The organism is uncultured Winogradskyella sp. (assembly GCF_947495255.1).
Classification (GTDB): Bacteria; Bacteroidota; Bacteroidia; order Flavobacteriales; family Flavobacteriaceae; genus Winogradskyella.
This window is the reverse complement of sequence record NZ_CANLYI010000014.1, coordinates 49661-69963: the sequence shown is the minus strand read 5'-3', so window position 1 is coordinate 69963 and position 20303 is coordinate 49661. Positions and strand designations below refer to the sequence as shown.

The 20303-nt window shown below is 31.8% G+C and carries 21 protein-coding genes, 1 tRNA gene and 1 pseudogene; 12 read left to right on the top strand and 11 right to left on the bottom strand.

Translation table 11 applies throughout. The annotated features are described in order from the left end of the window. Positions 1 to 627 precede the first annotated feature (627 nt). The 5 genes from thrS (at position 628) to Q0807_RS18460 (ending at position 4766) form a co-directional block, all read left to right on the top strand. Positions 628 to 2568, top strand: a complete 1941-nt coding sequence (thrS, locus tag Q0807_RS18480) for a threonine--tRNA ligase (RefSeq protein WP_301161996.1) — start codon at positions 628 to 630, stop codon at positions 2566 to 2568. 34 nt (positions 2569 to 2602) lie between these two features. Beyond that, positions 2603 to 3151 carry a translation initiation factor IF-3 gene (gene infC / locus Q0807_RS18475; RefSeq protein WP_301161999.1) on the top strand — a complete coding sequence of 183 codons (549 nt, stop codon included), beginning with the start codon at positions 2603 to 2605 and terminating at the stop codon, positions 3149 to 3151. 62 nt (positions 3152 to 3213) lie between these two features. Then, positions 3214 to 3411 (top strand): 50S ribosomal protein L35, encoded by a 198-nt coding sequence (gene rpmI / locus Q0807_RS18470; RefSeq protein ID WP_115818017.1) that lies wholly within the window; start codon positions 3214 to 3216, stop codon positions 3409 to 3411. Between the two features lie 104 nt (positions 3412 to 3515). Continuing rightward, positions 3516 to 3860, top strand: coding sequence for a 50S ribosomal protein L20 (rplT, locus tag Q0807_RS18465; protein WP_301161995.1), 345 nt, complete (start codon positions 3516 to 3518; stop codon positions 3858 to 3860). A gap of 108 nt (positions 3861 to 3968) precedes the next feature. Then, a complete protein-coding gene (locus Q0807_RS18460) occupies positions 3969 to 4766 on the top strand; it encodes an HAD family hydrolase (RefSeq protein WP_301161994.1) in 798 nt (265 codons plus the stop codon). Here the strand turns inward: Q0807_RS18460 and Q0807_RS18455 are convergent. The 9 genes and pseudogenes from Q0807_RS18455 to tgt form a co-directional block, all read right to left on the bottom strand. Next, positions 4746 to 5169 (bottom strand): annotated as a pseudogene (locus Q0807_RS18455) (secondary thiamine-phosphate synthase enzyme YjbQ). The gene Q0807_RS18460 and the pseudogene Q0807_RS18455 overlap by 21 nt on opposite strands. Positions 5170 to 5184: 15 nt before the next feature. Beyond that, on the bottom strand, positions 5185 to 5466 hold the full coding sequence (locus Q0807_RS18450) for an EF-hand domain-containing protein (protein WP_301161993.1): 282 nt from the start codon (positions 5464 to 5466) through the stop codon (positions 5185 to 5187). A gap of 46 nt (positions 5467 to 5512) precedes the next feature. Then, complete coding sequence (locus Q0807_RS18445) at positions 5513 to 6778, bottom strand: asparagine synthetase B (RefSeq protein ID WP_301161992.1); 1266 nt, start codon at positions 6776 to 6778, stop codon at positions 5513 to 5515. 113 nt (positions 6779 to 6891) lie between these two features. Further along, positions 6892 to 7935, bottom strand: coding sequence for an AI-2E family transporter (locus Q0807_RS18440; protein ID WP_301161991.1), 1044 nt, complete (start codon positions 7933 to 7935; stop codon positions 6892 to 6894). A gap of 70 nt (positions 7936 to 8005) precedes the next feature. Continuing rightward, positions 8006 to 9538 carry a replicative DNA helicase gene (gene dnaB, locus Q0807_RS18435; RefSeq protein ID WP_301161990.1) on the bottom strand — a complete coding sequence of 511 codons (1533 nt, stop codon included), beginning with the start codon at positions 9536 to 9538 and terminating at the stop codon, positions 8006 to 8008. 168 nt (positions 9539 to 9706) lie between these two features. Then, on the bottom strand, positions 9707 to 10660 hold the full coding sequence (locus tag Q0807_RS18430) for an acetyl-CoA carboxylase carboxyltransferase subunit alpha (RefSeq protein ID WP_301161989.1): 954 nt from the start codon (positions 10658 to 10660) through the stop codon (positions 9707 to 9709). 142 nt (positions 10661 to 10802) lie between these two features. Beyond that, complete coding sequence (locus tag Q0807_RS18425; RefSeq protein WP_301161988.1) at positions 10803 to 11711, bottom strand: DMT family transporter; 909 nt, start codon at positions 11709 to 11711, stop codon at positions 10803 to 10805. Then, positions 11698 to 12774, bottom strand: coding sequence for an LptF/LptG family permease (locus Q0807_RS18420; RefSeq protein ID WP_301161987.1), 1077 nt, complete (start codon positions 12772 to 12774; stop codon positions 11698 to 11700). The genes Q0807_RS18425 and Q0807_RS18420 overlap by 14 nt, the downstream gene beginning before the upstream one ends. 36 nt (positions 12775 to 12810) lie before the next feature. Then, entirely contained in the window at positions 12811 to 13941 is a 1131-nt protein-coding gene (gene tgt / locus Q0807_RS18415) for a tRNA guanosine(34) transglycosylase Tgt (protein ID WP_301161986.1), read from the bottom strand. Between the two features lie 305 nt (positions 13942 to 14246). On the opposite strand from tgt, the gene Q0807_RS18410 reads away from it, so the two are divergent. The 3 genes from Q0807_RS18410 to Q0807_RS18400 are packed head-to-tail and all read left to right on the top strand — an operon-like array spanning position 14247 to position 16717. Beyond that, positions 14247 to 15092, top strand: a complete 846-nt coding sequence (locus Q0807_RS18410; protein ID WP_301161985.1) for a transketolase — start codon at positions 14247 to 14249, stop codon at positions 15090 to 15092. Between the two features lie 18 nt (positions 15093 to 15110). After that, positions 15111 to 16064 (top strand): transketolase C-terminal domain-containing protein, encoded by a 954-nt coding sequence (locus Q0807_RS18405; RefSeq protein WP_301161984.1) that lies wholly within the window; start codon positions 15111 to 15113, stop codon positions 16062 to 16064. Positions 16065 to 16120: 56 nt separating this feature from the next. Continuing rightward, positions 16121 to 16717 carry an outer membrane beta-barrel protein gene (locus Q0807_RS18400; protein ID WP_301161983.1) on the top strand — a complete coding sequence of 199 codons (597 nt, stop codon included), beginning with the start codon at positions 16121 to 16123 and terminating at the stop codon, positions 16715 to 16717. Positions 16718 to 16794: 77 nt separating this feature from the next. On the opposite strand, the gene Q0807_RS18395 is transcribed toward Q0807_RS18400, so the two are convergent. Then, a complete protein-coding gene (locus Q0807_RS18395; RefSeq protein ID WP_301161982.1) occupies positions 16795 to 17865 on the bottom strand; it encodes an FKBP-type peptidyl-prolyl cis-trans isomerase in 1071 nt (356 codons plus the stop codon). Between the two features lie 135 nt (positions 17866 to 18000). Here Q0807_RS18395 and Q0807_RS18390 point away from each other — a divergent pair, with 135 nt between their 5' ends. The 3 genes from Q0807_RS18390 to Q0807_RS18380 are packed head-to-tail and all read left to right on the top strand — an operon-like array spanning position 18001 to position 19455. Next, positions 18001 to 18372 (top strand): RNA-binding S4 domain-containing protein, encoded by a 372-nt coding sequence (locus Q0807_RS18390; protein WP_301161981.1) that lies wholly within the window; start codon positions 18001 to 18003, stop codon positions 18370 to 18372. After that, a complete protein-coding gene (locus Q0807_RS18385; protein ID WP_301161980.1) occupies positions 18362 to 18952 on the top strand; it encodes a methyltransferase domain-containing protein in 591 nt (196 codons plus the stop codon). The genes Q0807_RS18390 and Q0807_RS18385 overlap by 11 nt, the downstream gene beginning before the upstream one ends. After that, the gene (locus Q0807_RS18380; RefSeq protein WP_301161979.1) at positions 18952 to 19455 is read left to right on the top strand and encodes a phosphoribosyltransferase family protein; all 504 of its coding nucleotides are present in this window, start codon (positions 18952 to 18954) and stop codon (positions 19453 to 19455) included. The genes Q0807_RS18385 and Q0807_RS18380 overlap by 1 nt, the downstream gene beginning before the upstream one ends. Here Q0807_RS18380 and Q0807_RS18375 read toward each other — a convergent pair. Beyond that, complete coding sequence (locus Q0807_RS18375; RefSeq protein ID WP_301161978.1) at positions 19447 to 19968, bottom strand: shikimate kinase; 522 nt, start codon at positions 19966 to 19968, stop codon at positions 19447 to 19449. The genes Q0807_RS18380 and Q0807_RS18375 overlap by 9 nt on opposite strands. Before the next feature lie 126 nt (positions 19969 to 20094). On the opposite strand from Q0807_RS18375, the gene Q0807_RS18370 reads away from it, so the two are divergent. After that, positions 20095 to 20167: transfer RNA gene (locus Q0807_RS18370), tRNA-Lys, on the top strand. Positions 20168 to 20303 lie beyond the last annotated feature (136 nt).

Sequence of the window (20303 nt, the reverse complement as noted above, 5' to 3'; positions counted from 1 at the left end):
GTTTTATTTCAACCGTTTCCAATTGAAATTTTACGCTGTCAATTCAATATGTTAATGAACTTTTTTCTTTACCTAATCTCGTTTCCTCGTTAAGCGGGTGCAAATATAAAACCCTTTTTTTAATCCCACAAACTTAAATTGAAAAAATATTTATTTATTTTCTAAACCTTAAATCTGTATGGAAATGAACTTCTGAAACTTGACGTATAGCCTTTGTTTCGGGGTGCAAATATAAAACCCTTTTTTAATCCCACAACATCTTTCTTACTTTTATTTCTACTTTTATTTTAAGACCCTTTAATACAAACACATACATCTCAAAATTATTGTAATTTAGTAATGATGACTCATAATTATATATAGAATATCGTACACCTAAATCTTAATAACTATTCATTTATAACAACCTAATTACCTTTGCGCCAAATCAATTGTTATCTATAATAACCAATAAAACAACATTACTCTTTTATAGCAATAATTAGAACCTCATAATTAAGAGTGTATCAAAGGTCAAATATTAACACTATGAATAAATTAATCAATCCAGTTCATTTTATAGAAACTTCACTTTGTCTATTATATATATAGGTATATCTTTGCAAACTAAAATTTACACCATATATAATGATTAAAATTACTCTACCTGATGGTTCTGTTAGATCTTTCGAAAAAGATATAACACCTTTTGAAGTGGCTAAAGATATTAGCGAGGGGTTTGCTCGTAACGTAATCTCCGCAAAATTCAATAATATTACTATTGAAACCAACACTCCAATTACCACAGATGGTAGCCTTACTTTATATACATTTAAAGATGATGAAGGTAAAAAAGCATTTTGGCATTCTTCTGCACATGTCTTAGCTCAAGCTTTACAAGAATTATATCCTAATGTAAAATTATGGGTAGGTCCCGCTATAGATAATGGCTTTTATTATGATGTTGATTTGGCTGAAGGTTCAATTTCTGAAAAGGACTTTAAGGCAATTGAAAATAAAATGATTGAAATAGCTAGAGGCAAACATGATTTTATAATGCGTAATGTTTCAAAGTTAGAAGCCCTCTCCTATTATAAAGGGAAAAACAATTACAAAGTTGACTTAATCGAAAATCTAGAAGATGGTACAATTAGTTTTTGTAACCATTCAACATTTACAGATTTGTGTCGTGGAGGGCACATTCCGAACACGGGAATTATAAAAGCTGTAAAAATATTAAGTGTTGCTGGTGCATATTATAAAGGAGACGAAAAAAATAAACAACTGACAAGAGTCTACGGTATTTCATTCCCAAAACAAAAAGAGTTAACTGAGTATCTTCATCTATTAGAAGAAGCTAAAAAAAGAGACCATAGAAAATTAGGAAAAGAATTAGAGCTATTCACATTTTCCCAAAAAGTAGGTCAAGGTTTACCTTTATGGTTACCTAAAGGAGCTGCGCTTCGCGAACGTCTAGAAAACTTCTTAAAAGCAGCGCAGAAGAAAGCAGGCTATGAAATGGTCGTTACACCACATATTGGCCAAAAGGAATTATATGTTACTTCTGGACATTATGCTAAATATGGAGAAGATAGCTTTCAACCTATTACAACACCAGCTGAAGGAGAAGAATTCCTGTTAAAACCAATGAACTGTCCTCATCACTGCGAAATTTATAATAGCAAGCCGTTTTCATATAAAGAATTGCCAAAACGTTTTGCAGAATTTGGTACAGTATATAGATATGAGCAAAGTGGAGAACTTCATGGACTTACAAGAGTTAGAGGTTTCACTCAAGATGATGCTCACATATTTTGTACTCCTGACCAATTGGATAAAGAATTTAAAGACGTTATAGATTTAGTTTTATATGTGTTTGGTTCATTAGGATTCGAAAATTTCACAGCGCAGGTATCACTAAGAGATCCTGAAAAACCTGAAAAATATATAGGAAGTGATGAAAATTGGGAGAAAGCCGAAAAAGCTATTTTAAATGCCGCAATTGACAAAGGTTTAAATTATGTTGTTGAAACTGGTGAAGCTGCTTTTTATGGTCCAAAATTAGATTTTATGGTAAAAGATGCTTTAGGAAGGCAATGGCAATTAGGAACAATCCAAGTGGATTACAACTTACCAGAACGTTTTGACCTTACTTATAAAGGTAGTGATAACGAGATGCATAGACCTGTAATGATTCACCGTGCGCCTTTTGGAAGTATGGAACGTTTTATAGCTATTTTACTAGAACATACTGGAGGTAATTTCCCGCTTTGGTTAATGCCAGAACAAGCAATTATTCTCTCAATAAGTGAGAAATATGAAAAATACGCTGAAAAAGTTTTAAATGTGCTAGAAAATGACGAAATTCGCGCCCTTACAGACAATAGAAACGAAACCGTGGGTAAGAAAATTCGCGAAGCAGAAATGCAGAAGTTTCCTTTTATGATTATTGTCGGTGAGCAAGAAGAAAAGGACAATACAATAACAGTGCGTCAACATGGAGGTGAAGACCTTGGCACAATTACTGTAGAAGACTTTGTGAAAATAGTAAATGATAGAGTTAATAAAAGTTTAAAGACTTTTAAATAATATAAGTTTAATTTAAATTACAGAAGCCATAGCAATACGTAGAAACAGAAAGAATTATACAAGACGTGTATCTCAAGAAGATAAACACCGTATAAATTCTAAAATCAGATCTGAAGAAGTAAGACTAGTCGGAGATAATGTCGAAATAGGTGTATACCCTGTTAAAAAGGCTTTATTAATTGCCGATGAACAAGGGTTAGATCTTGTTGAGATATCGCCAAATGCGACGCCTCCTGTTTGTAAAGTTATGGATTATAAAAAATTCCTTTACGAACAGAAGAAAAGAGAAAAAGCGCTAAAATCTAAAGCAACCAAAGTTGTTGTGAAAGAAATTCGTTTTGGTCCTCAAACAGATGACCACGATTACGAGTTTAAAAAGAAACACGCTGAAAAATTCTTAAAAGAAGGAGCAAAGTTAAAAGCCTTTGTATTCTTTAAGGGAAGATCCATTGTATTTAAAGAGCAAGGTCAAATTTTATTATTAAAATTGGCACAAGATCTTGAAGAATATGGAAAGGTAGAACAAATGCCTAAATTAGAAGGAAAGCGAATGATTATGTTCATCGCACCTAAAAAGAAGTAATAATATGCTGAAATATTCAGCTTTACGATAATAAGCGAAACGTAAATTTAAAAGAGGACAAAATGCCTAAAATGAAAACAAAATCGAGTGCTAAGAAACGTTTTAAACTAACTGGCACTGGTAAAATTAAAAGAAAGCACGCTTTTAAGAGTCACATATTGACAAAAAAATCTAAAAAGCGTAAGCTAGCGTTAACTCATGATGCTTTAGTACATAAAGCAGATGAGAACAATATTAAAACAATGTTACGTTTAAAGTAATAACGTTTTAATCGGTTAAAACAATTTATAAACCCTGGAGTTAGGCAAAACTATTTAGCAAGTGTCAATTAATTGACCGCCTACTACAAAAAACAATTAAAAAAATGCCAAGATCAGTAAATTCAGTAGCAAAGAGAGCCAGAAGAAAAAAGGTTCTTAAGCAAGCAAAAGGTTACTTCGGAAGACGTAAAAACGTCTGGACAGTAGCAAAAAATGCGGTTGACAAAGCGATGCAATATTCGTACAGAGACCGTAGAAACAAAAAGAGAACATTCCGTTCGTTATGGATTATGCGTATTAACGCAGGTGCAAGACAGCATGGAATGAGCTATTCAAAATTTATGGGAGGATTAAAAGCTAATAGTATCGACTTGAACCGTAAGGTGCTTGCTGATTTAGCAATGAATCACCCAGAAGCTTTTGAAGCTATCATAAACAAAGTTAAGTAAGGCTTTTAGCCAAATTAATAACAACATTTCGCTTATAAAAATCCGGTTCATTAATTTGAATCGGATTTTTTTATTTAAATAACTAGCAGTCCTAACAAAATTAAGAATATGAAGAATATAAAAATGGTGGTTACAGACATGGATGGCACTTTATTAAATTCTAACCATGAAGTAAGTTCACGCTTCTTCAAGGTATTTAAACAGTTAAAACAACAAAACATAATTTTTGTTGCTGCAAGCGGAAGACCTTATTATAGTATAGTCAAAAAACTGATGCCAATAAAAGATGACATTACTATAGTAGCTGAAAACGGTGGACTAATTATTAAGAATGACGAGATACTTCTTGCCAATGCTTTAAACCCAAATGTACTGTTAAACTTATATCGTATAGTTACTAAAATAGAAAACACTTACCCTATATTTTGTTCTAAAAATGAAGCATTTATTCTTAGGGCTAGTGACGACATGATCCAAACGTTTTCAGAATATTATTCAAATTATACTATTATTGATTCATTTGAAGATATAAAAAGTGATATTATTAAAATTGCTTTGTATCATAGTACAAATTCTGAAACTCATATTTTCCCATTCGTTGAACATCTAAGACCTGAACTAAGTGTTGTAGTTTCTGGAAATCATTGGGTAGATATTTCAGAAGCCATAACGAATAAAGGTCGTGCTATTACATTATTGCAAAAACGTTTTAATATACCGCCTTCAGAAACCATGGCTTTTGGAGATTATAATAACGATTTAGATTTCTTAAAATGTGCTAAATATAGTTATGCAATGGCAAATGCACATCCAAATGTAAAATCTGCTGCCAAATATGAAACTGAAACTAATGATAATTTTGGCGTTGAAGTAGTATTAGAAAACCTAGTTTCCAAAAAGCGTTAATACTAAATGTCTAGCTCCTCCTCTATTTCTGTGTTCACATAGATAAATCCCTTGCCAAATTCCAAGATTTAAATCACCATTTGTAACAGGAATTTGAACAGAACTGCCCATTAATGATGTTTTAATATGCGCTGGCATATCATCCGAACCTTCATAAGTATGCTTATAATATGATTGATTTTCTGGCGCCATTTTATTTATATGGCTTTCAAAATCTATTCTGACTGTTGGATCAGCATTCTCATTAATAGTTAAACTTGCTGAAGTATGGTTTAATAAACACTTGCAATTGTCCAACTTTAATATGGCTAATTTCAGGAATAGCCGTTAATATGTCAGGTGTAATTAAATGAAAACCCCTTGAATATTGCTTTAGTTTAATCTCCTTCTGAAAGCATTGCATTTCAATATAAATTTATTATGACGAAGATTTATCAGAAATTTCATCAATAGCTAACTTAAACTCTTCCCAATTAATAAGTTCATCACCATCTATATCATAGCCTTCTATTAATTTTGAAGACACAATTCCTCGAATAAAACCACTAATTTCTGCTTGCTTTAATAATTTTACGATTTCATCTTTACTTAGTTTTCCATTACCGTCTTTATCAAAAAAGGTAAAAGCTTGTTCAGGAGTATTAAAATGATTTGTAATTAAGATTTGAATTTTGTTCAGTATAGCCTCTTTAGTAGTCATAATAAGGATGGTTTTAAAATTAATAAAACAAAACGTATGTATATCTTTAAGTCTTCTGTTTCTTCTTTTTAGCTGCAGGAAATAAAACATTATTTAAAATTAATCGATATCCTGGCGACGTTGGGTGTAAGTCTAATTCTGTTTTTGGGTCTCCTACTCTATGTGTATAATCTTCTGGATCGTGTCCTCCATAAAACGTAAAAAAACCTTTTCCTTTAATACCATGAATGTATTTTGCTTCGCCATTGGTTCTATTTTCTCCCATGACCAAAACATTAGGTTTTATTTGTTCTCTAGTAAAAGAAGTAGTCTGTCCCATGAAACCTTTCACCAAAGCTGTGTGATTTTGAGTTAACATTGTTGGAATTGGATCCCATTTCGCAGAATATTCCATTAAAGAAAAGTAGTCTGTAGTTTTAGGAATCTTTCGTTTTTGAGTCATATCTATTGAAGAAAACTCATATACATTTGGGCTACGCTCTAAAATGTAATCCTTAAAGGCGAAGGTTGGTGTAAAATCAATTTTACTTTGATAACTAGGGTCACTGGCATCTCCATCAAACATAGGTTCACAAATATCAACACCTTCTGCTGACAATGCAATATCAAAACTATCAGTTGCAGAACACATGGCAAACATAAAACCACCTCCTACAACATAATCTCTTATTTTTAAAGCAACGGCTAATTTCTCCTCAGAAACTTTAGAATAGCCTAATTTCTTTGCTAATGCTTCTGCATTATTCTTTTCTTCTATATACCATGCTGCAGAACGATAGGTTCTATAAAACTTTCCGTATTGGCCAGTAAAATCTTCGTGATGTAAGTGCAACCAATCATAGAGTAAAAGCTCATCATTTAAAACCTCTTCATCATAAATGGTTTCATATGGAATTTCAGCATAGGTTAAAACCATGGTTACTGCATCATCCCAAGGCTGTTTTCCATTAGGCGTATAAACAGCTATTTTAGGTGCTTTTTCTAAAACAACAGCTTCTTGATTAACAGAAGGACTAGCAATATCTTCTAATATTTGAGCTGCCTTAGCATCTGAAATCACTTCAAATGAAACACCTCTAATCTGGCATTCACGTTGAATAATCTCAGCATCTGGTAATAAAAATGAACCTCCTCGATAATTAAGTAACCATTTCACTTTTAGTTCTCGCTCTAGCGTCCAATATGTAACTCCATAAGCTTTTAAGTGATTTTCTTGCGTCTCAGAATCCATTGGAATTAAAATATAAGACGCATAAGTTTTCATACTTAAAAGTAACGCAAAGCAGATTATGATTATTTTTTTCAAGTTCATTAATATTAAAACGAAATATAACGATTATTTAGTCCATTTAGAATGAATTTATCATTCTTTTAAGAGCTAATAAAACTGAAGAAATAAATACTATATATAAACTTTCGTTAAATCTAGAGCCCTTTATCTAGCCCTGTCTGATTCCCAGACAACAAACTAGCAATAAGCTTAGTACTTTCAAACTGTTCTAAAATAATTTTAATGAATACAGTAATTGGAATTGCCATAATTAAACCCGGAATTCCCCATAGGAAACCCCAAAACATGAGCATTACTAAAACTGCAATAACATTGATAGAAAAAGATTTACCCATAAAAATTGGTTCTAAAATAGCACCAAATGTAACTTGTACCATTGAAATTGCAAGAATGAAGAAAAATAAGGTACTCGTAGGATCTAGTTCTACAAATGCAAAAATTGACAATAATATGACTGATATAAATGAACCAACCATTTGAACGAAGTTAATGGCGAACGCGAATAATCCCCAAAATATAGGAAAGCTAACATCGAAAAACACACACATTAATCCTGTAAATAAACCTGTTAATGCACTAACTAAAAATTTAACCTTAATGAATTTAATAAGGTCATTTTCAATTTTCATAAAGGTTTTTACAGACGTATGCTTACGCTTAAGGATAGTATTATTTAATAATTTATGCACATTAATAGACTCTGCTAACCAAAGCACTACAAAGAAAACAGTCATTAGTAGACCTGTTAAAAATGAATTTAAAAAACCTAATGTAGAACCTAAATTCTCTTTTTGAAAGAATTGCCCAATAAAACTATGTTCTTGTTCAAAAGCTATCCCAAAATTATCAAACAAGTAGACTTTAAGGTCTGCAAGCTTTAACTCGGCTTTTGATAGAAACTCAGTGTTATTTGCTAGAATTTGCTTACTAGATAATTGAATTAATTCTACTCCAATTTTCAGTCCTATTGCAACTAGCAACAGTACTATTATGATACTTATAACCTTAGGTATTTTTCGCCTTCCCAACCAACGCATTATTGGCAAGAATAATAAGGCTATAAACATTGAAAATATCAATGGAATAAATATAAAAGAAAGAATCTTTAATAAATAAAATACTAAAGGAACTACTATAATTAACAATAAAATGTTAGTTGTTCGTCTTTGTTCTAACATGAGGCAGATTTGGATTTTATAAGCCAACAAAGATAGGTTAAAATACCTATTTCAATTCCTTAAAAAGTTGTTAAAAAGGTACTCCATCATCCTCTGGACCACCAAAGGCATCAGAAGGAGAAGGGAAACTATCAGGCTTAAATGTATTATCGTTAGCAGCTTCGTTCATTTTAGAATGAAATTCACCAAATGGTGTATCAAAATCATCTAGATTATCGAATTTACCTAAGTGACCGATGAACTTTAATCTAATATTTTCTAGTCCACCATTTCTGTGTTTTGCAACAATAAATTCACCTTGTCCTGCAGTTGGAGAGCGTTCTTCATCATCCCATTCGTCAATTTTATAATACTCTGGTCTGTAAATAAAGGATACAATATCCGCATCTTGCTCAATTGCACCAGATTCACGTAAATCAGACAGTAAAGGTCGTTTACTTCCTCCACGTGTTTCTACAGCACGAGATAATTGTGATAATGCAATTACAGGAATACTTAATTCTTTTGCTAGTGCCTTAAGGTTACGAGAAATCATTGAGATTTCTTGTTCACGATTTCCTCCTTTTTGACTTCCACCAGCTGTCATTAATTGAAGATAATCAATCATTATCATCTTAATGCCGTATTGTGAAGCTAAACGACGAGCTTTTGCTCTTAAATCAAAAATGGATAATGAAGGTGTATCATCAATAAACAAAGGTGCTTTTTCTAAAGTTTTTACTTTAACGTTAAGCTGTTCCCACTCATGTTTTTCTAGTTTACCAGTTCTTAATTTTTCTGAAGACAGACCTGTTTCACTAGATATTAAACGCGTTATTAATTGTACTGAGGACATCTCTAATGAGAAGAAAGCCACAGGAGTATTACTATTTACGGCTACATTACGAGCCATAGTTAATGTAAAAGCCGTTTTTCCCATACCAGGACGTGCAGCTACAATAACTAAATCTGAAGGTTGCCAACCAGAAGTTAGCTTATCTAGTTTATCAAAACCAGAAGGAATACCACTCATTCCCTCTTTATTAGAAATCTCTTCAATCTTTTTCTTTGCTTGTATTACTAAACTTTGAGCAGATTCCGTAGATTTCTTAACGTTACCTTGAGTAACTTCATATAATTTGGCTTCTGCTGTATCTAAAAGATCAAATACATCTCTAGTTTCATCATAAGCCTCTTCTATTATTTCGTTTGAAATTTTAATTAAACTTCTCTGAATATACTTTTGAAGAATAATACGTGCATGAAACTCAATATGCGCAGAAGATGATACACGTTGCGTTAAAGAAATGAGGTAAAAATCACCTCCCACCAAATCTAATTTTTGATCTTTCTTTAATTGACTAGAAACGGTTAATAAATCGACAGGTTCACTATTTTCAAACAACTTAAAAATAGCTTCAAAGATAAATTTATGAGCTTCTTTGTAGAAAGCATCAGGACTTAAAATATCAATAACTTCATCAACACCTTTTTTATCAATCATCATAGCACCAAGCACAACCTCTTCTAAATCAGGAGCTTGAGGTGGTATTTTACCTTTCTCTAAGCTAATGATTGTGCTTTTATCTACTTTATAACCAGTTACTGGATTGGGTTGTTTCATAAGTAACAAAAATAACTAAATAGTGAGGACGAAATGCTAAAGTTGTATTTACAATCTTAACATGTCATCAACAATTTAACTGTTAATAACTCAAATATATTGTTAATAGCGCCAAAAAAAACCGAAGCCTAAACTTCAGTTTTTTTAAGTTGCCTATGTTTAGAGTAGTTAGTCTTTATAGACTCCCATTGCATCGTATTTTTCCATACGTTGATTCACTAAATCTTTTGGTGATAAGTTTTTAAGCTCTTCATAAGACTTAACTATTGCCTCACTTACAGACTTAAAAGTTTTAGCTCTATCTCTATGAGCACCTCCAAGAGGTTCTTTTATAATTTGATCTACAAGCTTCATACGTTTCATATCTTTTGCTGTTAGCTTTAAAGCTTCAGCTGCTTGTTCTTTATACTCCCAACTTCTCCATAATATTGATGAACAAGATTCTGGTGATATTACAGAATACCATGTATTCTCTAACATCATTACGCGATCACCGACACCTATACCTAAAGCTCCTCCAGAAGCACCTTCACCAATAATAATGGTAATAATTGGTACTTTAAGACGTGCCATTTCTAAAATGTTTCTAGCAATTGCTTCTCCTTGTCCACGCTCTTCAGCTTCTAAACCAGGATATGCTCCAGGTGTATCTATTAAAGTTACCACAGGAATTCCGAATTTTTCAGCAGATTTCATCAGTCGTAATGCTTTACGATAACCTTCTGGGTTAGACATTCCGAAATTTCGGTATTGTCTTGTTTTGGTGTTAAAACCTTTTTGCTGACCAATAAACATATAAGTTTGGTCACCAATTTTACCCAAACCACCAATCATAGCTTTATCATCTTTTACATTTCTGTCTCCATGTAATTCTAAAAAAGAATCTCCACAAAGTGCCGTAATATGATCTAAAGTATAAGGTCTGTTAGGGTGTCTAGACATCTGAACACGTTGCCATGCTGAAAGATTTTTATAGATATCTTTTTTAGTTGCCTCTAATTTTTTTTCAATCTGTTTACAGGTTTCAGTAACGTCTACGTCACTTTCTTTTCCTATAATCTCACATTTATCAAGCTGTTCTTCTAGCTCTTTTATGGGTAATTCAAACTCTAAGTATTCCATACAATTTGAAGTTAGTTTTTTGTTTAGTTAGTTGGTTGCAAACCTACGTATTCTTATTCACTTTTTAGAAATATTATTCTAAAAGTAGGTTCAATTTATCTAATTATCAAAAATAGGCATTATCAAAGAAACTATAAAAACTTTAACTGGTAATTTCCTTTGTTTTACGTTTTCGACTTTTATAATTTTTAAAAACAGCATCAAATAAAACCGTTAATAGAATGAGGATAGCACCTAAATAAAATTGTGGTGACATTTTTTCAGTTTCTGGAAATAAAAATAAAGCAATTGCTATACCATATATAGGCTCTAAATTATAACTTAAAATCACTGTAAATGGACTTATATATCGCATTACATCTACTGAACCAATAAATGCATAAGCTGTGCAAATTGAAGCTAAAATAAATAGGTAAATCCAATCTTCGTTAGACAATGTAAAGAACTCAACATCAAAAGTTTTTCCGGATAACAGAATAAATATGGTTAAAAACACTACACCACTTACAAACTCATAGAATGAAATTACTGTAGCTCTATGTTGTTCTATAAATCTGCCATTAATCACAGCAAATAATGTAGAAAACAATGCTGAGCACAAGCCAAGAATAATTCCATTAATATACCCCATTTCGCTACTCGTTATCAAAAGGACACCTAGAATTACTACAATACCAAAAATAATTTCATAACCTAGAATGCGTCGCTTAAAGAAAATGGGTTCTATAAATGAAGCAAAAAAAGCTCCTGAAGAAAACATAGCTAAAGCAATTGATACATTGGCTTGGTTAATAGCTTCAAAAAAGGTAATCCAATGTAGCGCTATAATTACACCTGCTACAGAAAATTGTAATAGCGTTTTTTTAGATATCTTAATATTTAGTTTTATTAACTTAATGTAAATAAACATTATAATACCAGCAATTGCCATTCTATACCATACAAGTTCTAAAGCGCCTATGGTAATTTTTTTACCCAAAATAGCAGTAAAGCCAGCAATGAGAATTAGAAAATGTAAATGTAAATAATGCTTTAGTTTAACGTTTCGCATTTCGCAGGAGATATACTGCTAAAATACCAAATATTAGATTAGGAAACCATACGGCAATAATTGCAGGAAAATTAGATTGTTCTGCCATAACTCCAAATACCTTATCGAAGAATACATAAATCATAGCAATAGCAATACCAAAGGCGAGATTAACTCCCATTCCTCCTCTTCGTTTTACAGAAGAAACAGCAACTGCAATAATTGAAAGAATATATATGGAAACTGGTAAACTCCATTTCTTTAACTTAACAACTTCATATCGACCTATGTTTGGTGAACCTCGTCTTTCTTCGGCTGCAATAAAATCTAACAACTCACTGTATGATTTTGTTTCAGCAGCATACTCAACTGGTGCTAAATCTTCTAATTCAAAAGGAAAATCCATATCTTTTTTACGTTCCTTTTCAATGGTCTCAATACCGTTTTCAAAAGAACGTTTTACATAAGAAGTGAGTCTGTAAGTACTATCCGCCGTGTTATAGCGAATATTCTGAGCAAAAATTTTATATCTCAGTTCATTACCTTCAAAATGCTCGTATGTAAAATTCATACCTGTCTTATTACTAGGCACAAAATTACTTACATAGATATAATCGTTATCATTAATCTGTTGGTAAACATCATGCGTTTTCTGAACATTTTTATGCTTTTTTAAATATTTAAATTTAAACTCATTAAATCCTTTACTCGCAATTGGTGCCAAATACATTCCTAGAAATAATGCAAAACCTGCTACGATAGTTGCTCCTATCATGTAAGGTCTTAAAAATCTAGAAAACGAAACACCAGAGCTTAAAAAAGCAACAATCTCAGTATTATTGGCTAACTTGGAAGTAAACCAAATTACTGATAAGAATAAAAACAGCGGAAATAAAAGATTTGCAAAGTAGACTGTGAAATTTAAATAATAGAAAGCAACTTCACCAAAAGGTGCATTGTTTTCTAACATTTTACCTACTTTCTCAGCTAAATCTACCGTGATTCCGATAGGAACAAACAACAATAACATCGTTAAAAATGTTAATAAATATCGCTTTAATATGTACCAATCTAGGATTTTCAAATTGCTTACTTTTTTTAAAATAAAAATATCAAAATTTTAAAGTCGGTTATCCATTTGTTTAACCATTTTTTCCTTCCATGCTCTAAAATCACCTGCAATAATATGTTTTCTTGCCTCTCTTGTTAACCATAAATAGAATCCAAGATTATGAATGGTAGCAATTTGCTTTCCTAATAACTCATTTACTGTAAATAAATGTCTTAAATAAGCTTTGCTATATTCCGTATCTACAAATGTTATTGCCATTTCATCTATAGGCGAAAAATCATTAGCCCATTTTAAATTTTTAATATTTATAGAACCATGAGCCGTAAAGAGCATTCCGTTTCTGGCATTTCTAGTTGGCATCACACAATCAAACATATCTACACCTAACGCAATATTTTCTAAAATATTGATTGGTGTACCAACTCCCATTAAATAACGTGGTTTGTCTTCTGGTAAAATGCTACATACTACATCCGTCATAGCATACATTTCTTCTGCCGGCTCACCTACTGAAAGTCCACCAATAGCATTTCCTTCAGCGCCTGCATTAGCAATATATTCTGCAGATTGCTGTCTTAAATCTTTATATGTGCTTCCTTGAACGATAGGGAAAAAGGTTTGGTCGTAATCGTAGGTTAAAGGTGTTTTTTTAAGATGCGATAAACAACGTTCTAACCAACGATGTGTCATATGCATAGAACGTTTTGCATAATTATAATCGCATGGATAAGGTGTACACTCATCAAAAGCCATAATGATATCAGCGCCAATTTTACGCTGAACTTCCATTACATTTTCTGGCGTAAACACATGGTAACTGCCATCTATATGCGATTTAAACTTTACACCTTCTTCCTTAATCTTTCTGTTTGAAGACAAAGAGTACACTTGGTAGCCTCCAGAATCGGTTAAAATATTTCTATCCCAATTCATAAATTTATGCAAACCACCCGCTTGCTCTAAAATTGGTGTTTGAGGTCTTAAATATAAATGATATGTGTTACCAAGAATTATATCTGGATTAATATCATTTTTCAACTCTCTCTGATGCACTCCTTTTACAGAAGCCACAGTACCAACTGGCATAAATATTGGTGTTTCTATAGTGCCATGATCTGTTGTTATAGATCCTGCTCTAGCCTTTGTTTCTTTATCTATTGCTACTCTTTGAAATTTCATGTGTTTTTACTTATTGTTTTACAGCGAACACATGTTTCAATAAATTAATCAATCTATTTTTTGATGATAATTTCAGCATGCTCGTTTCATTAAATATAAGTCAGACGGCAAATATATATAACTCTTTAGGATTCCCTCTTAAATTAAATTTAAAATAATAGTCCAAAATTAAATTGTATTAAGAAATCCCTTAATTATTGATATTGTTAGCAAATCGCGTATTTCGTTAATAAGTGCACCTAATCAACTTTTGAAAGACTTCATTAAAAAGTTACATTTGTAGCATAAAACTTAAGTAACATAACATGCCAAACATTAAAGAATTAAACGATTTTACAACTCAGGTTCGTAGAGATATTATACGAATGGTACATAAAGTAAATTCTGGTCATCCTGGAGGATCACTAGGTTGTGCAGAATTTTTTGTTTCTCTTTATCAAGAAATATTAGAAACCAAAGAAGGTTTTGATATGGATGGGATTGGGGAGGATTTGTTCTTTCTATCAAACGGACATATTTCACCAGTTTATTATAGTGTTTTAGCTAGATCTGGTTATTTTCCGGTTGAAGAATTAAACACTTTTAGATTATTAAACACTAGATTACAAGGACATCCAACAACTCACGAAGGTTTACCAGGTATCAGAATTGCTTCTGGTTCATTAGGTCAAGGTATGTCTGTTGCAATTGGAGCAGCGCAAGCTAAAAAATTAAATAATGATGATCATTTAATTTATAGCCTTCATGGTGATGGTGAATTACAAGAAGGGCAAAACTGGGAAGCAATAATGTATGCTTCTGCTAAAAAAGTAGATAACCTTATTTCAACTGTAGATTTAAACCAACAGCAAATTGATGGTTCTACTGATGATGTTTTACCAATGGGAAGTCTAAAAGCGAAATTTGAAGCTTTTGGTTGGATTGTAATTGACATAGAAAAAGGTAATGATATTGAAGCTATCTTAAAAGGTATGGCTGAAGCAAAATCTTTAACAGGGAAAGGAAAACCAGTTTGTGTGTTATTACATACAGTAATGGGTAATGGTATCGATTTTATGATGCATACACATGCTTGGCACGGAAAAGCACCAAACGATGAGCAACTTGCTAACGGTTTAGCTCAAAATCCTGAAACTTTAGGAGACTATTAATCACCAATCAAAAGAAAAATGAAAACATACACATATACAGAAAAGAAAGATACAAGAAGTGGATTTGGAGCAGGTTTAGCAGAACTTGGTAGAACAAATCCTAATGTGGTTGCCTTATGTGCTGACCTTATTGGATCTTTAAAGATGAATGAATTTATTGACGAAAATCCAGAGCGTTTTTTCCAAATAGGAATTGCAGAAGCAAATATGATGGGTATTGCAGCAGGTTTAACCATTGGTGGAAAAATTCCTTTTACAGGCACATTTGCTAACTTCTCTACAGGTAGAGTTTACGATCAAATTCGTCAATCAATTGCTTATTCTGGGAAGAACGTAAAAATTTGTGCATCTCACGCAGGATTAACGTTAGGTGAAGATGGTGCAACACACCAGATATTAGAAGATATTGGTTTAATGAAAATGTTGCCAGGAATGGTGGTTATTAATCCATGTGATTATAACCAAACAAAAGCAGCAACTATTGCTATTGCTGATTATGATGGTCCTGTTTACTTAAGATTTGGCCGTCCTTCTGTGCCAATCTTTACACCAGCTGACCAAAAATTTGAAATAGGAAAAGCTGTTCAGTTGACTGAAGGAACTGATGTAACTATTGTAGCTACAGGCCATTTAGTTTGGGAAGCATTAGAAGCTTCTAAAGTTTTAAATGAAGCTGGTATTTCTGCTGAAGTTATTAATATACATACTATTAAACCATTAGACGATAAAGCAATATTAGACTCTGTTGCTAAAACAGGTTGTATTGTTACCGCAGAAGAACATAACCATCTTGGTGGTCTTGGTGAAAGCGTGGCTAGAGTTTTAGCACAACACAAACCTACACCTCAAGAATTTGTTGCAACTAATGATACTTTTGGAGAGTCTGGTACTCCTGCTCAACTTATGGAAAAATATGGATTAAATTCTGATGCCATTGTTAAAGCAGTAAAAACTGTGATCAAAAGAAAATAATTTTGTTTTGGCATCGTTTTTGAAAGTACATGCTTAAATCTAAAAAAACGAACATTATGAGAAATTTAAAAAAATCAGTTATTTCAACTGCGCTTTTATTATTTATTGGGTTTAGTTTATCTGCCCAAAACAAAAGTTCATTTGGTTTTAAAGGTGGTTTAAATTATGGTGCCAATGGAGATTATTTTGATTCCGTAAATCTTAATAGTAGTAATCCAGACCAAAATATTGGATATCACGTAGGTATTTTTGGTAAAATTGGTAATAAAATTTATTTACGCCCTGAAATTGTTTACACTGTAACCAAGAGCGATTACAATAACAATGATTTTAATATAAAAAAAATTGACGTTCCAGTGCTAGTTGGTATAAAAGTTTTAGGACCTTTAAGTGTCTTTGCTGGGCCATCTGCTCAATATATATTGGATACTGATTTTCATGGAATTGATATTGACAATGTTCAGGAAGATTTTACAGTTGGACTTAACTTTGGAATTGGATTAAATTTCAATAAAATAGGTATTGATTTAAGATACGAAAGAGGCTTTGGCGAGAATGAGGCATCATTTATTGAAAATAACATCACAACTATTAATAGTAGAATTGATACAAGACCAGAGCAATTGATACTTAGTTTATCTATTGGATTATAAAAATAAGAAATAGTATTAAATAAAGAAAGCCACTCAAATTGAGTGGCTTTCTTATTATATAAATTAAAGACATTGTATTAATTACTCTCTTCCTCTTCGTTATAATCTATTACAATTGTTGCATCTAAATAGTCTGGAGTTCCATCACCATTTGAATCCATTACAGTAACCGTTTTAATTGTAATAACACCACCTTCTTCCGTTCTGCTATATTCGTATTCATTAGAAGCTAGAGTTGGCTCTACTTCGCCAAGATTTGTATCTACTGTATAATCCGTAGACATCAATTCATTAAACGTAGAAACATCATCGCCATCGTCATCAAAATCTATGTAATTTGGAAATCCATCTTCATCTGTATCGTCATCAAATGCATCAGTATTATCATCTAAATCTTCAAGATAAGAAGGAATTCCGTCATTATCATGATCCATGACTTCATACTGTAATAATTCAAATTTAAACATCAAATTGTCGTATGAATAACCCGTACTAGTTCCAGAGAAATAAGCTAATCCAGAAGGTACAAACATAATTCCTAGTCCAAAATTATCATAACTTATATTTCCGTTATCATAACTAAAACCTACTGCAGAGTTAAATTTTGGCATAACTAATTGCCAAGCTCTAATACTACCTAACGAGGTAAATCCGTCACCATAAAGTAGCAATTCTTCTGGTGTAATTATTGATTCAAAAATTTCTCCATCCTCGTTAACTGAAGATCCTTCATATCTAACTCTAATACGATCTGTAAATTTAGGAGCAACACCACCTCCTTGATTTAGGTTTAATATATAATACTTATAAGTTGCATCTACATATTCTGTTTCATAAGTATCAACAGCGTCTATTAATAATGTATTATTATCTGGGTCTGGCAATTCTTCATATACACCTTCATCATCCTGAAGTAATTCTGTTATAATTATATCAGTGTATTTAGGGTTTGTACTCGACTCGAAAAAACTAGAGTTATAGTAATGTGTTGTTAAATACAATAAAATAGCATCGTTATCTATAACTTGTTGCTCCGTTCTGTCTTCTACTTCAACGGTTGTAGATCCATCATCATCATTCTTACAAGAAATAAGTATAGAAAATGTAGCAAGTAATATAAGACTTAACCTCAATGTTTTAATTTTCATAGAATTTTGATTTTTTTCGTCTAAAACTACCACAGTTTTAGAACGTTGTTCATTATTGCTTATTTTTAACACGCAAGATACAATAATATAATATTTTTGTACTAATCTATTAACGTAGTTTTTTATTTAAAGAATATGCGAATTGACAAATATTTATGGTGTGTGCGTTATTACAAAACACGCAGTATAGCTACAAAAGCTTGTAAAAAAGGACAAGTAAAAGTAAATGGTGCTGCTGTAAAACCCTCTCGAGAAGTTTACCCAACGGATAAAATTGAACTCAGAAAAGATCAAATTATTTATCAATTAACGGTGAACGATTTACCTCCAAACCGTGTGGGTGCTAAACTTGTAGATATTTATAGAGTAGATACAACACCTAAATCTGCTTTTGAAGCCCAAGAACTTCTTAAATACAGTAAGGACTATTATAGAAAAAGAGGTACTGGTAGACCTACAAAAAAAGATAGACGAGATATTGATGACTTTTATGATGATGAAGAATAATCACAACAGAGCGTATTGGGAAAACCGTTATTCTCAAAATCAAATTGGTTGGAATATTGGTAGAATTTCTACACCTCTAAAAACGTATTTTGATCAATTAACAGATACATCTTTAAAAATTTTAATCCCTGGTGCTGGTAATAGTTATGAAGCTGAATATTTATGGCGTAAAGGTTTTAAAAACATTAATGTGCTAGATTTTGTACAACAACCTATAGATAACTTAAAAAATAGAGTGCCTGATTTCCCTGAAAACCAATTATTTAAAACTGATTTTTTTAAACTTAATGACAGCTTTGACATTATTATAGAGCAAACCTTCTTTTGTGCTTTAAACCCTAACTTGAGATTAGAATATAGAAATCATATGCATAAATTGCTTAAACCTAACGGTAAGCTCGTTGGTTTACTATTTAATTTTGAGTTAACGGAAACGGGGCCTCCTTTTGGCGGAAGCGAAGATGAATATAGATATCTGTTTGAAGAAAAGTTTAATTTAAAGATCTTAGCGCCTTCAATAAATTCTATAAAAGAAAGACAAGGTAAAGAACTGTTTTTTATCTTTGAAAAAAAGACCTAATGGCACTAACAAAAAATACAATTTTAAGTCACAAAGAAATTGAACATAAAATAAAGCGCATTGCTTACCAAATATATGAAAGTAACGTTAATGAAACGGAACTTATAATTGCTGGTATTGAAAGTAATGGCTATACCCTTGCAAAAAAGATAAAAGCAAACTTAGATAAAATTTCTTCTATTGAGTCTACACTTTGTAAGGTTACCATTAATAAGTCTGAGCCTACAAACCCAATTAAAACATCTATTACAAAAGAAGATTATACTAATAAATCTATAGTACTTATAGATGATGTATTAAACTCAGGTAGTACTTTAATATATGGTATTAAACATTTTTTAGATGTACCATTAAAACAATTTAAAACAGCTGTTTTAGTCAATCGAAATCACAAAAAATTCCCAGTAAAGGCAGATTTTAAAGGGATTTCACTATCTACGTCATTATTTGAACATGTTCACGTCAACCTGTCTAAACAGCCTTACGAGGCTTATTTAGATTAAATGTGTAAGAATAGATTCTAATACTTCTTTTAAAGATTTGTTATCAGTATTAATGGTATGGTTTGCTTTAGAGTAATATAAAGAGCGCTCAAATAAATGTTTCCCTATAAACTCCAACATACCCTCTTCTGTATTGATATGACTTATTAGAGGTCTTTGCTCTTTTGCCGCAAATAATCGTTTTGATAAGAGCGGAATAGATAGTTTTAAATAAAATGAAACCACATTAGAATTTTCGTTTATTAAATCCATATTTACACTGTAACATGGCGTTCCTCCACCTAACGAAAGTACAATATCATCTGTTTGACTAATAATTTCCTTTAAATAAAGTGTTTCCTTTTTTCTAAAATAAATTTCTCCTTTTGTTTTAAATAAGTTTGAAATTGTAGCATTCTCTTTTTCGGCAATAAAATCGTCTAAATCTAAAAATTTATAGTTCAATACTGAAGCTAATTCCTTTCCGAGAGTCGATTTTCCCGAACCCATATATCCTAGTAAAACTATAATCATAGCACTTAAAAATTGATTATTAAACTCTTAGGTTTATTCACAACAAAAAAACAAAAAAAAATTCAAAAAAGTGTTGTTAAATTAAAGAAAGCTTTTATATTTGCACCCTCGTTAGAAAAACGTAACGACCAGTTAGCTCAGTTGGCAGAGCATCTCCCTTTTAAGGAGAGGGTCCTGGGTTCGAGCCCCAGACTGGTCACTTAAAGAAAGTTAAGCTTAATGCTTAGCTTTTTTTTTGCACAAAAATGACTGAAAGTCAAAAAACACAAAGCTTTCAATATATTGTATAATAAAGGCAATAAAAAGTAGTTAAATTCCTCATATTCCCACACCTT

Coding starts and splice junctions, on each gene's coding strand:
- thrS (WP_301161996.1), top strand. CDS start 628: ATGATTAAAATTACTCTACCTGATGGTTCTGTTAGATCTTTCGAAAAA.
- rpmI (WP_115818017.1), top strand. CDS start 3,214: ATGCCTAAAATGAAAACAAAATCGAGTGCTAAGAAACGTTTTAAACTA.
- rplT (WP_301161995.1), top strand. CDS start 3,516: ATGCCAAGATCAGTAAATTCAGTAGCAAAGAGAGCCAGAAGAAAAAAG.
- Q0807_RS18460 (WP_301161994.1), top strand. CDS start 3,969: ATGAAGAATATAAAAATGGTGGTTACAGACATGGATGGCACTTTATTA.
- Q0807_RS18450 (WP_301161993.1), bottom strand. CDS start 5,466: ATGACTACTAAAGAGGCTATACTGAACAAAATTCAAATCTTAATTACA.
- Q0807_RS18445 (WP_301161992.1), bottom strand. CDS start 6,778: ATGAACTTGAAAAAAATAATCATAATCTGCTTTGCGTTACTTTTAAGT.
- Q0807_RS18440 (WP_301161991.1), bottom strand. CDS start 7,935: ATGTTAGAACAAAGACGAACAACTAACATTTTATTGTTAATTATAGTA.
- dnaB (WP_301161990.1), bottom strand. CDS start 9,538: ATGAAACAACCCAATCCAGTAACTGGTTATAAAGTAGATAAAAGCACA.
- Q0807_RS18430 (WP_301161989.1), bottom strand. CDS start 10,660: ATGGAATACTTAGAGTTTGAATTACCCATAAAAGAGCTAGAAGAACAG.
- Q0807_RS18425 (WP_301161988.1), bottom strand. CDS start 11,711: ATGCGAAACGTTAAACTAAAGCATTATTTACATTTACATTTTCTAATT.
- tgt (WP_301161986.1), bottom strand. CDS start 13,941: ATGAAATTTCAAAGAGTAGCAATAGATAAAGAAACAAAGGCTAGAGCA.
- Q0807_RS18410 (WP_301161985.1), top strand. CDS start 14,247: ATGCCAAACATTAAAGAATTAAACGATTTTACAACTCAGGTTCGTAGA.
- Q0807_RS18405 (WP_301161984.1), top strand. CDS start 15,111: ATGAAAACATACACATATACAGAAAAGAAAGATACAAGAAGTGGATTT.
- Q0807_RS18400 (WP_301161983.1), top strand. CDS start 16,121: ATGAGAAATTTAAAAAAATCAGTTATTTCAACTGCGCTTTTATTATTT.
- Q0807_RS18395 (WP_301161982.1), bottom strand. CDS start 17,865: ATGAAAATTAAAACATTGAGGTTAAGTCTTATATTACTTGCTACATTT.
- Q0807_RS18390 (WP_301161981.1), top strand. CDS start 18,001: ATGCGAATTGACAAATATTTATGGTGTGTGCGTTATTACAAAACACGC.
- Q0807_RS18385 (WP_301161980.1), top strand. CDS start 18,362: ATGAAGAATAATCACAACAGAGCGTATTGGGAAAACCGTTATTCTCAA.
- Q0807_RS18380 (WP_301161979.1), top strand. CDS start 18,952: ATGGCACTAACAAAAAATACAATTTTAAGTCACAAAGAAATTGAACAT.
- Q0807_RS18375 (WP_301161978.1), bottom strand. CDS start 19,968: ATGATTATAGTTTTACTAGGATATATGGGTTCGGGAAAATCGACTCTC.